This is a genomic window from Bradyrhizobium sp. LLZ17, assembly GCF_041200145.1.
In the GTDB taxonomy this organism is placed as follows: domain Bacteria; phylum Pseudomonadota; class Alphaproteobacteria; order Rhizobiales; family Xanthobacteraceae; genus Bradyrhizobium.
Window position 1 is genome coordinate 4,597,326 of sequence record NZ_CP165734.1, and the last position, 14,039, is coordinate 4,611,364.

The 14,039-nt window shown below is 62.1% G+C and carries 12 protein-coding genes, 1 tRNA gene and 1 pseudogene; 5 read left to right on the top strand and 9 right to left on the bottom strand.

Features of this window, described 5'->3' with window-relative positions:
• Positions 1-215: 215 nt before the first annotated feature.
• From AB8Z38_RS22110 to AB8Z38_RS22120, 3 genes are all read right to left on the bottom strand, one after another.
• Complete coding sequence (locus AB8Z38_RS22110) at positions 216-1,196, bottom strand: Bug family tripartite tricarboxylate transporter substrate binding protein (RefSeq protein ID WP_369719920.1); 981 nt, start codon at positions 1,194-1,196, stop codon at positions 216-218.
• Between the two features lie 53 nt (positions 1,197-1,249).
• Positions 1,250-2,893 carry an FAD-dependent oxidoreductase gene (locus AB8Z38_RS22115; RefSeq protein WP_369719921.1) on the bottom strand — a complete coding sequence of 548 codons (1,644 nt, stop codon included), beginning with the start codon at positions 2,891-2,893 and terminating at the stop codon, positions 1,250-1,252.
• A gap of 977 nt (positions 2,894-3,870) precedes the next feature.
• Positions 3,871-4,560, bottom strand: coding sequence for a hypothetical protein (locus AB8Z38_RS22120; protein ID WP_369719922.1), 690 nt, complete (start codon positions 4,558-4,560; stop codon positions 3,871-3,873).
• Between the two features lie 113 nt (positions 4,561-4,673).
• Between AB8Z38_RS22120 and AB8Z38_RS22125 the strand changes: the two genes are divergently transcribed.
• Positions 4,674-4,805, top strand: a complete 132-nt coding sequence (locus tag AB8Z38_RS22125; protein WP_369719923.1) for a hypothetical protein — start codon at positions 4,674-4,676, stop codon at positions 4,803-4,805.
• A gap of 548 nt (positions 4,806-5,353) precedes the next feature.
• Here AB8Z38_RS22125 and AB8Z38_RS22130 read toward each other — a convergent pair.
• From AB8Z38_RS22130 to AB8Z38_RS22150, 5 genes are all read right to left on the bottom strand, one after another.
• Complete coding sequence (locus AB8Z38_RS22130) at positions 5,354-6,484, bottom strand: hypothetical protein (protein ID WP_369719924.1); 1,131 nt, start codon at positions 6,482-6,484, stop codon at positions 5,354-5,356.
• A gap of 243 nt (positions 6,485-6,727) precedes the next feature.
• Positions 6,728-7,159 (bottom strand): hypothetical protein, encoded by a 432-nt coding sequence (locus tag AB8Z38_RS22135; RefSeq protein ID WP_369719925.1) that lies wholly within the window; start codon positions 7,157-7,159, stop codon positions 6,728-6,730.
• Positions 7,146-8,348, bottom strand: a complete 1,203-nt coding sequence (locus AB8Z38_RS22140) for a tyrosine-type recombinase/integrase (protein ID WP_369719926.1) — start codon at positions 8,346-8,348, stop codon at positions 7,146-7,148. The genes AB8Z38_RS22135 and AB8Z38_RS22140 overlap by 14 nt, the downstream gene beginning before the upstream one ends.
• 128 nt (positions 8,349-8,476) lie before the next feature.
• Positions 8,477-8,566: transfer RNA gene (locus AB8Z38_RS22145), tRNA-Ser, on the bottom strand.
• A 637-nt stretch (positions 8,567-9,203) separates the two neighbouring features.
• A complete protein-coding gene (locus tag AB8Z38_RS22150) occupies positions 9,204-10,340 on the bottom strand; it encodes an ROK family protein (protein ID WP_369719927.1) in 1,137 nt (378 codons plus the stop codon).
• A gap of 333 nt (positions 10,341-10,673) precedes the next feature.
• On the opposite strand from AB8Z38_RS22150, the gene rplU reads away from it, so the two are divergent.
• From rplU to AB8Z38_RS22165, 3 genes and pseudogenes are all read left to right on the top strand, one after another.
• The gene (rplU, locus tag AB8Z38_RS22155; RefSeq protein WP_369719928.1) at positions 10,674-11,063 is read left to right on the top strand and encodes a 50S ribosomal protein L21; all 390 of its coding nucleotides are present in this window, start codon (positions 10,674-10,676) and stop codon (positions 11,061-11,063) included.
• Positions 11,064-11,160: 97 nt separating this feature from the next.
• Positions 11,161-11,429 (top strand): annotated as a pseudogene (gene rpmA / locus AB8Z38_RS22160) (50S ribosomal protein L27).
• Positions 11,430-11,580: 151 nt separating this feature from the next.
• The gene (locus tag AB8Z38_RS22165; protein ID WP_369719929.1) at positions 11,581-12,174 is read left to right on the top strand and encodes a GNAT family N-acetyltransferase; all 594 of its coding nucleotides are present in this window, start codon (positions 11,581-11,583) and stop codon (positions 12,172-12,174) included.
• Positions 12,175-12,352: 178 nt separating this feature from the next.
• Here AB8Z38_RS22165 and AB8Z38_RS22170 read toward each other — a convergent pair whose 3' ends face one another.
• Entirely contained in the window at positions 12,353-13,267 is a 915-nt protein-coding gene (locus AB8Z38_RS22170) for a DMT family transporter (protein WP_369719930.1), read from the bottom strand.
• A 263-nt stretch (positions 13,268-13,530) separates the two neighbouring features.
• Between AB8Z38_RS22170 and AB8Z38_RS22175 the strand changes: the two genes are divergently transcribed.
• Positions 13,531-14,010 carry a MaoC family dehydratase gene (locus tag AB8Z38_RS22175; protein WP_369719931.1) on the top strand — a complete coding sequence of 160 codons (480 nt, stop codon included), beginning with the start codon at positions 13,531-13,533 and terminating at the stop codon, positions 14,008-14,010.
• Positions 14,011-14,039 lie beyond the last annotated feature (29 nt).

The following is a 14,039-nucleotide window of genomic DNA, read 5'->3' on the forward strand; positions in this document are numbered from 1 at the left end:
TCGTGGATCACCTGACTCCCTGCCGGCCGGCGGGATGTTGCTGGGTCGGAGCGCGCGGGTCGCGGGTTCAATTTGGCACCGCCTGGCGGGGCTTTGCGCGACCGGACAACAAAAAAGGTCGAAAACAACCCCATGCACAGTAGGCGGCGGCTGCAAGATCAATGACTTACACGGCGATCGGAATCGCCTGTATGACACGCTGCATGAGGGGGTATCTAGTTCGCCTTGATGCCGGCCTCATTGATGAGCTTGCCCCATTTCGTGCTTTCACTCTGAATGAAGCGGCCGAAGCCATCCGGCGACGTGGGTGCGGGCTCCGCGCCCAGGGTCCGGATCTTCTCGGCCACCGAGGGGTCTTTCAGGGCCTTCACGAAGGCCTCATTCAGCCTGTTGATGATGTCGGCAGGCGTGCCGGCCGGAGCGACAAGCCCGAACCAGCCGACGGCTTCGAATCCCGCGAGACCACTCTCGGCAAGCGTCGGCACATTGGGCAAGGATGAAAGGCGGTTGGCAGAGGACACGCCAATCGCGTTCAGCTTGCCATCGAGGATCAGTTGCAGCGAGGCGGGGATATCCAGCACCGCGAACGGGACATGGCCTGCGAGGACGTCGACCGCGGCCGGCGCGGTCCCGCGATACGGAATCAGCTCCATGTCGATCCCGGCCTTCTGCGTGAACAGCGCGGCCGTCAAATGCATCGCTGTCGAATTGCCGCCATGTCCGATCGACAGCGCACCCGGCTTGGTCTTGGCGAGCGCGATTGTTTCCGCCACCGTGTGCGCCGGCACGTTCGCCGACGCGACGAGCACAAAGGGAATTTGCGCAAGCAGGGTGATGGGCGCGAGGTCCTTTGGATCGAACGGCATCGCCGGATTGAGGTGCGGGTTCACGGTCAGCGCGCCCGCTGGCGCGACGCCGAGCGTGTAGCCGTCGGGCTTCGCCTGCGCGACCGCGGCCATGCCGATATTGCCACCAGCCCCGGCGCGGTTCTCGATCACCAGGCTCTGCTTGAGCTCGGCACTCACCAGCGGTTCAAGCGCGCGGATGACGGTATCGGCGCTGCCTCCGGGCGGGAAGGTCACGATGACCTTGATCAACTGCTCCGGATAAGCCGCGTCGCAGGCTCCCGGCGGCAGAACTGCGAAAATCACACCCGACAGCACAGCGAGAATGCAGCGCCTTGCAGTTTGAAACACATTCTCCTCCTCGACATTTATTATTGTAGTCGACGGCCGGTCAGCCTGGGTGATCAGACCGTGGCCGCGCCAGTGATGCGCGCCAGCAATGCTTGCGGACTTTCAGGCACCGCCTGCCCACGCCAGGAGATGTGTTGGTCGGGCCGGACCAGCACGAGCTTCTCGGCATAGGCGCCGTTTGCCTCGGCAGGCGTGATGTCGATCCGTGCGAGTGGGATGCGGCGCTGTTCGGCCGCAGACAACAGCGGCGCCACATCGATCGTCGGGTCAAGCCGCAACAGATTGTATCCCATCCCGAATGCGTCGTAGAGCGATCGTCCGTCGCGCAAGAACACGTGGGGCGCTCGCGCGCCGGGCACGGTGGAGGGCGTGAAGCTTCCCATCGCATAAGGTGGCGGAGTTTCGCCATCATAGGCGATAATCGGCGAGGCATCGTAATAATAGCCGAAGTTCAGTCCGGCGCAGCAATATTGCTGCACGTTGAGATCGTAGGCTGCTCTGGCAAGAGCCGCGCGCGCGGCGTGACCACGCGGCGTGTCGTCCTCGATCTCCACTGACACGCCGCCGCGCTGCGCCATCATGGCCATCGCATGGTCCATTGCAAAGCGCGACACCTGTTCGGTGATGGGCTGACGCTCCGCTTCATAGGCGCCGAGGATCGAAGCCGGCGCCCACCCGTTCAAATGCGCCGCCAATTGCCAGCAGAGATCGACGGCATCGGCGATGCCCGCATTCATGCCGTAGCCCGCATAGGGCATCCACAAATGCGCGGCGTCGCCGCAGATGAACACCCTGCGGTCGCGGAAGCGGTCGGCCACCAGCCGGCGCCCGACCCAGTCCTCTTTGCTGAGGACGCGGTATTCGAAACGCTCGTCGACGCCGAGGATGGCACGGATGGCCCAATCCCGATCGACCGAATCGAACTCCGGCTCGTCAGGCTTGAGATGATTGTGGATCAGCCAGCGGTCGTGACCGTCGATCGCGACTGTCGTCCCGGAGCGTCGCGGGTTCAGCGAGAGCACCATCCAGGCAGGCTTATGCGCCCCCATCAGCTCCTTGAGCTGCGGGGCCTCGATATAGGTCGATTGCACGCGCTGGATCACCGGCGTTCCGGACAGGCTTGCACCGATCGATCTGCGGACCAGCGACCGGCTGCCGTCGCATCCGATCACGAAGCAAGCTTCGATGCGCAGTGAGTTCCCGCTATCGAGATCAAGCGCCTGTGCCACCACATGATCGTCGTCCTGTTCGACCTCGGTGATTTCCGTGCGCGCCAGAACGGTGATCCGCGACTGAGCGGCAGCATGGCCGAACAGGATCGGCTCGAGATAGACCTGGTTGATCCGGTGCGGCGGCTCGGGTGTCGGCCACCAGGTGTCGGGACCGCCCGTTGCGCTGTAACGGCGCACGCGGGAGGGAATGTCGATGCGGCAGAGCTCGATGCCGGTAGCCGTGGTTCGATAGGAGCAATCGTTGGGGAAGTCCGCGGGCAGGCCTGCGTCGCGCAGCCTTGCGGCCACGCCGAGCCGGCGGAAGACTTCCATCGAGCGCGCCGACACGTGATTGCACTTGACGCTGGGCGGATCGCCGGCGTGGCGGATTTCCGCGACGACGACGTCGATCCCGCGCGCGGCCAGATCCATGGCCGCCGTCAATCCGACGGGTCCGGCCCCCACGATCAGAACCTGTGTCCTCATGCTCACTCCGATCCCCCCCCTGCATGGCCGTGGCTTCGCCGCGCGCGTGTTGTGCATTTTAGTGCAGGGGCGGTTATAAGGTAAGCCAGAAAGAACTCATCGATTCATGAGCTTTACCTTTGAATCTCACGCGGCAGCTACGGGGCTTTCACCGGCGTCGCGCGTCATTGATCCGTCGGGGCAAAACAGGGGCACGATGCGATCATGCAAGCGCCGATCGGCACGGACGCTATTGGGTCCATCGAAGCGGACGCGGTGACATGCGACCTAGTTCAGGCGCGCTCAGGGTCGGTCGGGCGCGCCGCAAAATTTTGGCACTGTCACCGTAACGGGAACGCGATTGGACGCCACGCTGCGCCATATGTCGGCGCACCTGCATACTGCCGTCCCTTACATTCAGATCAGCCAATATTCGGAATCCCGCGCATTCGTGCCACAAGTGTTCTCGCCCGTGTGCATCCACCACACTCGGCCAGCTCTTACGGGGCGCTGCGTTGATCAAAGGACTTGCCGTCAGGATCAGCGGCTGATCCGTTGGCTATGGGAGGGCTCTTCCCGAGACTATTGATTGGGCAAGCGCTTCTAGGCGTCAGATGCCGCCAATTCTGTGGCTCATCGGGCTTCCGAACTCTCCAGGGCGATCGGCACGGCTCCGGCCAGCGAAGCGGAAGCCATGCAGGCCGAGCTGACGCGGCTCAATTCCCATACAAGCCTGAGATGTCGCGAGAACGCGGTCCGCGGGTCGAAACCCATCCATGGCGAGTACCGTGGATGGCGAGATGAGCCAGCGACACTCGTCACCCGCAATGTTTAGGCTGCTTCATCACTCAGAATAATTCTTGAGCCGAAAGATTGCGATGCGCTCTTCGCCGACTTTCACGGTCTTGAGTAGTGAGCCCACGAACTGCTTGTTGCCTCGCAGATCAATCAAACGCCAGCCTCGCCCCGTAGATATCCGCTTCCCACGACTGCCCCTCTTACCTCTTACCGCTACCTGCGTTGTTTTTTTGCCATTTTACACCTCTACGCGCAGAGATAACAGAGTCGCAGATAAAAGCGAGCCGCCGCACGAACGCCGGACGAATGAGGCGGCGGCTCGCGTGCCTGGCGGTCGTCTCTTCAGGGCTGAAAGGCGGCTTGGCTTCGCGGATGCAATCCACGATCGCCATCCCGGTCGGAGCATCTAGGTGACCGATTGCCAGCGTATAGCTGTCCTGCCCCGAACCGCCTGCGGGGTCCAGGAAGGCCGAGTAAGTGACGCCTCTTTCGGCCGGCCGCTCGTATATCCCATCGGACACGCAAGCGAGCACCGCATCCAGCGAAATGTAGCTTTCGATGTCGTTACGGAACTGCGCTCCGAATTCGGCTGACGCGCTCGCCGGATCAGCGGCGTAAGCTTCATCGATCTCGGATTGCGGGACACTCGGGTTCATTGTCCGGGTATCGGCTTGCCAGACAAGCGTCGGATCGCCCTCCTTGCCGAAGTGATCGCGATAAGCCTCGTAAAGGATGCCGCGCTTGGCATAGGGCGACGAAGCGACAAGCAGCATCGCGTTGGGGATCGTGGACATCGCTGGCTTGATGGCCTTGACGATCTCGGCATCCGGCGAAGCCGAGCCCTCATCGGTCGTAAAGAAGGCTGCCTCACCTTCGCGTGTCGTCCCCATCCGATCTCTCTGCTCAATCGAAGCTGCTGAGCGGTGAGGCTCGCATAGCTCTGTAAGAGTGACTGAGGCGGCTCTTTACGCGAGCGCCGCAATCGCGCGAGGCGATCCTCGATATGGACAAGCTCGGCCTCCAGCGCGCCGATGCGCCGGCATGCGATACGCTGCGGATCAGTCACGGCATCGTCACCGCCGCAATGAGCGATCAGCGCTCGATAGGTTGCCTTGAGCAAGCGAGCCCATCGTGATCGTCCATCTTCATTCGGCAGAAGATCGCGCCCGGTGCTGATGCGTGATGAGTGCCGACCATCCGCGCCGCTTCCCCGAGGGCAAGTAGGTGGCTTCTTCTGAGTCGCTTTCACTCGCTTCGGCATTGCTCAAATTGCCCAATCTGCGCTGCGCGTTATGGGGCAGCGTGTCTGGGTAGAGCTAGCGTCAGCTTCGGTGATCGATGCAACCGGCCTTAAAAAAAGCGTGCAGTCGCTTACCGGTTAGGCGGACACCATGTCCGCTGACGATGAGCCAATCGCGCAAATTCCTCACGATTTCATTCGGCTTGATTTGTCCGATGTACCGTCAAAATCGGCCATCTCAGTCGGTCTCAATTCCGCGTCATGGGTATTGAATGCGCGCGCTGCGCTAGCCTTGGCTCACCGAGTTTTCGGCTTAAGGGGATCGCTGGAAATCCGGCGCGAGTGTCGTCTGCCATGATTACCGCGAGCACGTCGAAGTCTGATTTCGGTCTCGGAGATCGCCGAGTCCGAGGATCGATAGTGCTGGATTGCTTTGCGACGATCTAGGTTTTGGCGGCCGGCTCCAAGCCGCCTCCCCTCATATAGCGGATTATCTCTGAATTAGCACTGACACTGATACGCTCCATGAAGCGATCCATTGGAATGAAGTGGTTGAGTCGATCATAGACATTCTGAATGGAGATCGCCGCATAGATGTCTTCATAGCCAAGCATCTCTTCCATCTTCAGTCCGGCTTTGCGCTCTTTCTTGCCGAGCTTGATCTGCTCAGCGCTGAAGTAGCCGAGTGTGCGGATCAGCAGATGCCCGGTGCGATTATCGATATTCATGCTGATGTGGTCGGTGATCTTCTTGATGCGCGACTTTCTCCGCGACTTACTGGTGGGGTCTTTTCGCCGCTCCAGATAGTTGAAGTAGGCGCGGCCGAGACCTTCGACATCGGCGATGCGGTAGTAGTGGAGATTGTCATTCCAGAAGCGCAGATGGTCGAAGCTGAGCAGGTCGCGCAGGCTGATGCCTTTGCGCTTCAGCATCTGGGGCCCTTGGTCTCGCTCCTCGATATGGAGTGCTGGGGCTTTGGCCATCTTGGATACGCAGGGATAGGCGACAAGCCGGCTCTTGGCCGAACGCTTGGCGTCGTACGCTGTCGATTGGCCATCTTCGCCGAAGCAGATCGTCATCTGCTGGCCGCGCCGATCTTTCCGGAGTACGTGCGCCAGATGAAAGCGGAATGCCTCGTCGCGCTCGCTTGTGCTCCGATAGATCAGGTCGCGGGCCAGCTCGGCATAGTTGAAGTGCACATCATTGCGCCGCGCCAGCCATTCGATGGCTTCACGCGAGGGCTGGCGGAGGACAAGCCGCTGGATCAATTCCGGATCGATCCGGCTTGTGCGATTTTCAATGCGCGGCTTGCCGCCACATAGGCTCCGCAGATGGGCCAGATCGGCAGCATCCATGGGGCTGCGGAGCCAGATGGCGAAGGCGTCGGGGAAATCGATGATTTGGAGCGGGCAGCCGAGGCCGTTGGAGGCGTCCGGATAGCTCAGGAGGTGATCGGGGGCATCCGGCTGCGGAAGGGGCTTGGACGGCCGTCTCTGACGGCCAGCGCGGCGCGTCGGCGCGCGATCTCCGGCACGGGTGGCAGCTACGGACGCTCTATGGCAAGCTTTGGACACGGCAGCATCCCTTTCATGCTGTCAGCGGCAATAGCGCTCTTGGCGGAGCGGCTATCGCAAGCGATCGGGGCGCATCTTGGTGGTCGATGCGCCCCTTAAGGCCTGTGCGCTCCTTCACCGCGGGCAGGCGTAGAAAACAAAAGTCCATTGGTTACTCCTCGCAGAGCTTCGTCAGAAGCCGGGGAGCAGCGTAGATTTATCGGGGCAGATGAAAATGGCGACTAAAGCGCCCGAGCGTTCCAATTAATCATCATAGTCGCCGATCAGGCGCTTGATAGGCCCGCGGCGTCCGAAGTCTTTAAGCTCGCCGCTCTTCCGGTGGCGATTTACGAGCTCGCGCACCCGCTCCTGGTTCGCGGCCGGAAACTCGGCGCATGCACGCTCGATGAAATCATTCATGGTCGCTTTCGGGACCCGGCTGGCGCGGCCCAGCTTTTTCTGCTGATGCTGAAACCGCTGTATGTGGCTCAAGGCGCGACGAGTGGCTTTGTGATTGCCGTCGACTTCAGGGCTCTCAACGAGGTGTCCTTTTGGGCGTCCTCGCGGTCGCTTCGGCAGAGCCTTTATCGCGCTCTCAATCTGCTGAAGCTCCTCCTTAAGAGCTGCCTTGGCGGCTTGGAGGCGCGCGCGGCGCCTCTCGACCTTCTCCCAATCAAGGTCATCACCCTGCGCCATAGAGGTAGGCCTCCCACTCATTCAAGAGCGCGCGGCGCTTCTCGAGAAGATCGCCACGACGATAAGCTGCCTCGGTCTTGTTCTTGATCGTATGCGCCAAACACATTTCGATCACTTCGTGCTTGGCGTCGATCTCCTCGTTGGCCCAATCGGTGAAGCTGGATCGAAAGCCATGAGGTACGTAATCCGGCGCGATCTTCCGCATCAGTTCCAGCATCGTCATATTCGAGATGTGGGTGCCGGGCTTTTGGCCCATGAACAAGAAGGGGCTTCCCTTCTCGCGGGGGATGGTGCGCACAATCTGCTGGGCCCGCTGGCAGAGCGGTACGACATGCTCTTTGCCACCCTTCATCCGCACGCCGGGGATGGTCCAGGTGTGCGCATTTCGGAGATCAAGCTCGTTATCTCGCATCCCGATCAGCGATCCAGTCCGGGCTACAGTCAAGATCAGCAACTCGAGGGCGCGCGGTGCAATGCCATCCCGCTTGACGAGGTCGCTCATAAAGGCCGGCAAGTCATCATAAGGCATCGCCGGATGATGCCGCTGCGCCTTTTTCTTACTCGGCAGAAGATGGTCGAGGTGATTTTTCCAAATGGCCGGATTGTCGCCAGAGCGCAGCTTGGCCGCTTTGGCGGCATGGAGGATCTTCTCAATCCGCCCGCGCACGCGATCAGCGGTCTCAAGCTTGGCCGCCCAGATCGGCTTGAGCACGCGGAGCACATCGGCAGTCTCGATTTCGGCCACGTTCATCTTGCCAATAATGGGATAGGCGTACGCCTTCAGCGTCGAAGTCCACTGCTTGCGGTGTATGTCATTGCGCCAAGAGGGCGAATGCGTCGCGACGTATTCAGCCGCGAATGCTTCAAAGCTCTGAGATAGGGCGGCGTCGACGACCGCTGCACGGCGCTCGGCGTCCTTCTCTGCAATCGGATCGATACCATCGGCCACTTTTTCGCGGGCAGCTTTCGCGCGCTTGCGTGCCTGCGCGAGAGACACGTGCTCGTAAGAGCCGAGGCCCATCTGCCGTACCTTGCCCTTCCAAGAGTATTGAAAGAGCCATGCGCGGGTAACGCCGCCTGTCTTTCTGGCCGTCACCTGCAAGTAGAGCCCGCCCCCATCGGCATATCGGCCGGGCTTCCGGTATTCGGGCTTTCGGGTGATCGCGACGGAGCTGAGCTTTTCGAGCATGCCAAAGCTTATCGCCCGCGACACCCGCGCCCCACCGCGAAGACCCAATATGCTTAATTGGTAGCGGAAGGGGTACGTTGACTTGATGGCGCCAAAAAGCCCGAAAATTCCTGCCTTTTGAGATCGCCTGGCGGAGAGGGAGGGATTCGAACCCCCGATAGGCTTGCACCTATGCCGCATTTCGAGTGCGGTGCATTCAACCACTCTGCCACCTCTCCTGAAGGCGCCAAGTCAGGAGCAGGGCCCCCGGTGGTTGGGGCGTTAATAGGCGAGGATGGCGGGTCAGACAAGGCGCGCGAGAGGAAAATCGGGCCGGTTTTCTACCCCGGAGCCCGCGATGTCGCGGTGGCGACCTGAACGATTGCGGATTTGGGCGGTGGTTTGCGCGGATTGGGCGCGAACCGGCCGTCGATGACGGAGTGCGGACGGCGAGGCGGCGCATGGGATCCCGAATCACGCGGCGAGCGGAAGGCGGGATGGGACCGCCAGACGCGGTAAACACTGGCGGTCCCGTGCCGCTCATTAAAATACTGGCCAGGAAGGGCGGCTTCGCTGGTCAGGTGAGGCGACGGTTCCACCATAGGCTGTGTTCCGTGCACCGCAACGCAATCCGGTTCTTAACCTAACCAAGCAAGGTTAAGCTGGGGCGTTGCGTTCGGGATTGCCGAGGGGAATGTCCCCGAGGGTGAGAGCCCTCACCCGCCGCGCGCGGGACGATGCTTTGCATCGCCCGGGGCGCGTCGGCCTCTCCCGCAGGCGGGAGAGGCGGGGCAAGCCCCGCGGGCGGTGGATATAAGCTGACGGCGTTCCTGTCGTTCTTGCCGGTCGTTCTTGCCTCGCTGATCGTCTTGCGGGCTAGTCGTTTTTACTCTTTTTCTTGGCTGTGTCCTTGCCGTTCTCCGCGGCATCCCGATCCTTGCCGTTGCCGCCATCCTTGCGGCGGTTGGTGAAGCGGGCATTGCCAAGGCCGGTGCCGATGGTGAGCACGCCCCAGCGCTCGATGTCCTGCATGAACGGCACCTCGGAGAGGCCCTGAACCACGCCGTCATTGTGCATCAGGATCGCGGTGTCGTGCGCGCCGATCTGCGGAATGCCGTCGATCAAACTCGCCGGGAGGTTGAACTTGCTGCTTTCCCAATTGCCCGGCAGGTTCTGCGCGCCCTTCTCGATGGAGCCGTCCTCGTCGATGACGCCGGGACAGGCGATGCCGATGAAGGGCGCCAGCTTGAAGCCCTCGTTTTCGGCCTCCGTGATCAGCCCTTTCAGCATCTTGACCAGCCGCTTCACCGCGCCCTCGCGCGTCGGCTCATCGTCGGCATGACGCCACAATTCGGACTTCCACACCGCGGCCTTGGACAGATCCTCGGCCTTCTTCCATCGCGTCTCGACCACGCCGCAGCGGATATTGGTGCCGCCGATATCGACCGCGAGAATGCTGTCATAGGCCTCGAAAATCCAGGACGGCGCCAGATGCAGCGCGCCGATCAGGCCGGCCTCGTCCGGATGGGCGCGGATCGGCATCATGTCGATTTTGAAGTCCTCGGATTTCAGAATGATCTCGGTGCGCGCGATGGCGAGCTCGCCGAGCCGGGAGTCGCGGAAACCGCCGCCGACCACGATGCGCTCGGTCTTGGCCCAGGCCTTGGACTTGAGGAAACGCCGCGTGACATAGGCGAGCTCCTGGGCGAACTCCTCGATCGCACTGTGCACCACCGCGGAGGCTTCGGTGTCGTCGCCGACCAGGATGGCGTCCAGCGTCTTCTTGCTGATCGCCTCGGTCGGCTCCTTGCCGAACGGGTCCTCGCCGGATTTGCGCAGCGGCTTGCGCCAGCGCTCGAGAATCTCGCGGAACGCGCCCTTGCTGGCGCGGTCGCCGAGAAAACCGTCCTCGTCCTTCATCTCGATGTTGAAGCTGTCGATCTCCACCGACGGCAGCCGCATCGCACCGTGGGTGGCGATGCCCGTCGTCTTGACCAGTTCGTCCGTTGCCATGGAAAGCCCTGCCCGCGTGCGAATTCACGGGGACAACGGCGCGGGAACCGGTTTGGTTGCAGCTTGGTCTGAGAAACGGTCTGGGAGCCGGAAGGCGGCCCAAATCCTTCAATTCCGGGCCTTTTCAGGCGGTTTTCCTTGACTCTCGAGGGCTTGCGGCTATAAGTCCGACAACCGGCGCGGGGCGTTTCTCGCGCCGCTTGTTTTTGCGTGGGTTTTCAAAGGGATAAGCCCCGCCCGCACAAAACTCGGATAAACCCATAGCGACTGACAAAAAGCCGGCCCCGACGCTATCAGTCGCGAGGCCGGGATTGAACACGAAGGAAAACAACGATGTTCGCAGTCATCAAAACCGGCGGCCGGCAGTACCGCGTCGTTCCGGATGATGTCCTGGAAGTTGGCAAGATCGAAGGCGAAGTCGGCACGATCGTGCAGCTGAATGAAGTTCTGGTGGTCGGCGGCGACACGCCGATCCTGGGCCTGCCCACGGTGGCCGGTGCGTCCGTCGCGGTCGAGGTGCTCGACCACAAGCGCGGACCGAAGGTCATCGCGTTCAAGAAGCGCCGCCGCAAGAATTCGCGCCGCAAGCGCGGCTATCGCGACGAGATCACGGTGCTGCGCATCAGCGAGATCCTGACCGACGGCGCCAAGCCGACCAAGGGCCCGCGCCCGAAGCGGGAAAAGGTCGTCAAGGAAGAACAGACGGAAGAAGCCGCCGCATAAATTGATCACGCCAATTCACGAATTGATGCGTGAGAAATTGTGAAATGATTCCGTCAAGGAATTGATCTAGACATACGCAAGGTTTCGGAGACGAGCTATGGCTCATAAAAAAGCAGGCGGTTCATCGCGCAACGGTCGCGATTCAAGGGCAAGCGCCTTGGCATCAAGGCATTCGGCGGGGAAGTTGTGATTCCCGGCAACATCATCGCGCGTCAGCGCGGCACCACCTGGCATCCCGGCCTTAATGTCGGCATGGGCACGGACCACACCTTGTTCGCCAAGATCGAGGGTCGCGTCACGTTCCAGGCCAAAGCCAATGGCCGTACCTTCGTATCGGTGCTCCCGCTCGCAGAGGCGGCTGAATAGACGGTGGATCAAATTGGAGTCCGCCGGGTCCTACCAAACCGGCGGAGTCCAGGAGATCGCAAGATCGAAGGCTCCAGGGGAGGCGGGAAACCGGCCTCCCCTTTCGTTTGACCAATGCTTGCTTGAATTGGTGATGTTGACGGAGCCGGACATGTTGCAGGATTTTTCGGGCGCGACCTTGCGGGAGGCGAGGCCTGGTGTCGTCGCCACCGAGCGGCTGACCTTGCGTCGGCCGACCCTCGCCGATGTGAGGGCCATCGCTCATCTCGCCAACGACCGCCGGATCGCGGAGAACACCCGCCGCCTGCCGCATCCCTATTCGCAGGACGACGCCGTCGCTTTCATCCGCGCCACCGCCGAGCTCGGCAGCGAGACCGTGTTCCTGATCGAGCACGACACCACGCCGATCGGCATGGTCGGGATCGACTGCGCGAAGCCCGACAATGCCGAGCTCGGCTACTGGCTCGGCGTCGAGCATTGGGGCCGGGGCTTTGCCACCGAAGCCGCGCGCGGCGCGATCGACTTCTTCTTCGAGGAGTTCGAGGACGATCATCTCTATGCGGGAGCGCGCGTCACCAACCCGGCCTCGCGCAACGTGCTGGAGAAGTGCGGCTTCCAGTGGAGCGGCGTGCAGCTGCACCGTTTCCTGGCGCTGGGCTCGTCGACCCCGGTAGATTGCTTTCGTCTCTCGCGCGGCGTGTGGGCGTCGCTGAAGAGCTGGAGCAGCGCGCGACGGGTGAGGTAGGGGGCGCACGTAGCGCCTCATTCTCCGGTGTCGTCCCGGCGAAGGCCGGGACCCATAGCCACGACTGCTCGTGAGGCGAAGGCTCCCACTCCGAGTCTTCGTCAAACGACTCCCTGTGGGTATGGGTCCCGGATCTACGCTCCGCTTCGCTGCGCTTGTCCGGGACGACGGCGGAATATCACGCCGGCGGATTGACCTGCTCGTCGCCGCGTCCCAGATCGCGCTCGCGCAAGTAAATGTAGAAGCCGGCTCCGATGATGATGGCGGCGCCGACGAGGGTGGCGAGCTGCGGCACGTCGCCGAACACGACGAAGCCGAAGATCACGGCCCAGACGATCATCGAATATTGATACGGCACCACCACGCTGGCGGCTGCGAGCTTCAGCGAGCGGTTGACGCAGAGCAGCGCCGTCACCGAGATGAATCCGGCGAGCGCGAAGATCACGAGGCTGCCGCGGCTCGGCGGCACCCAGTGATATGCCGACAGCACCGCGCCGAGCAGGAAGGTGCCGACGAATTGCGAGGACGCCATCACGATGTCGGGCGTCTTGCGCAGGCTGCGTGTGATCAGCATCAAGGTTGCAAACGACAGGCTGCCGCCGAGCGCGATCAGCGCCGGCAGGCTGACCGTCTGTGCCGACGGGCGTAGCGCGATCAGCACGCCGCAGAAGCCGATCAGGATCGCGGTCCAGCGCCGCCAGCCGACCTTCTCGCGCAGGAAGATCGCCGACATCGCGGTGACGAAGATGGGGCCGGCGAGATAATAGGTGATGACGTCGGCGAGCGGCAGATAGACGGTGGCGAGAAAGAAGGCGGCCACTTCCAGCGTCGACAGCGCGACCCGAAACAGCTGCAGCCATGGCCGCTCCAGCTGCAGGAATTCACGGCGCTGACGCCAGACCAGCGGCGACAGCAGCAGCAACGCCGCGCAGGCGCGCAGGAACAGCAGCTGCCCGACCGAATAGGTCCCGACCAGGAATTTGCCCATGGCATCGCCGAACGAGAACATCAAGATCGACAGCAGCATCAGCGCGATGCCGGCCAGCCGCGCCGAGCGTTCGTCATAGGCGGAGAGTTTTTTGAAGAGGGGCATTGCTGTCGTTCGTAAAAACCCGTCATTGCGAGCGAAGCGAAGCAATCCAGTCTGTCTCCGCGGAAACGGGCTGGATTGCTTCGTCGCGAGGGCTCCTCGCAATGACGGTGGAGGGAGCATCGGGAACCGGCGACCAAGCTGGCGTCTGGCTGTTGTAACGACGTGGATGCACCGGACAACCCCACACTGAGCGAATTGAAAGGATTGTCGCACTGTTCACGCCGCGGTAGCGATAGGCGTCACGCTGCGAGAGAGCGCCCGAGATGACCGAGTTCGACCCGACGCTGCACCGCATGATCCCGACGCAACGCTGGTTTGAGGATTTCGTCATCGGCGAGCGCTTCGTGCTGCCGAGCCGGACCCAGACCTCGGCGGTGTTCACCGCATTCCAGACCGCGAGCGGCGACACCCATCCGGTGCACTATGACGTCGAATATTGCCGCGGCCGCGGCATGCCGCATCTGCTCGCGCATGGTTTCCAGACGCTGATCCACACCGCACCGGGCGCCGGCCTGTTTCCGTTCATGGTCGAGGACTCCCTGGTCGGCTTCCTCGAGCAATCGAGCAAGTTCCTCAAACCGGTCTTTGCCGATGACACCATTTACCCCGCACTCGAGGTCACCGAGCTCGTGCCGGGCCGCACCACGGGCCTGGTGACGCTGACAAGCACCGTCTACAACCAGGGCAAGGAGCTGGTGCTGGAGGGGACGCAGAAATTCCTGATCCGCCGCCGGCCGCTCTGACGTCGTCCCGGCGAAGGCCGGGACCCATA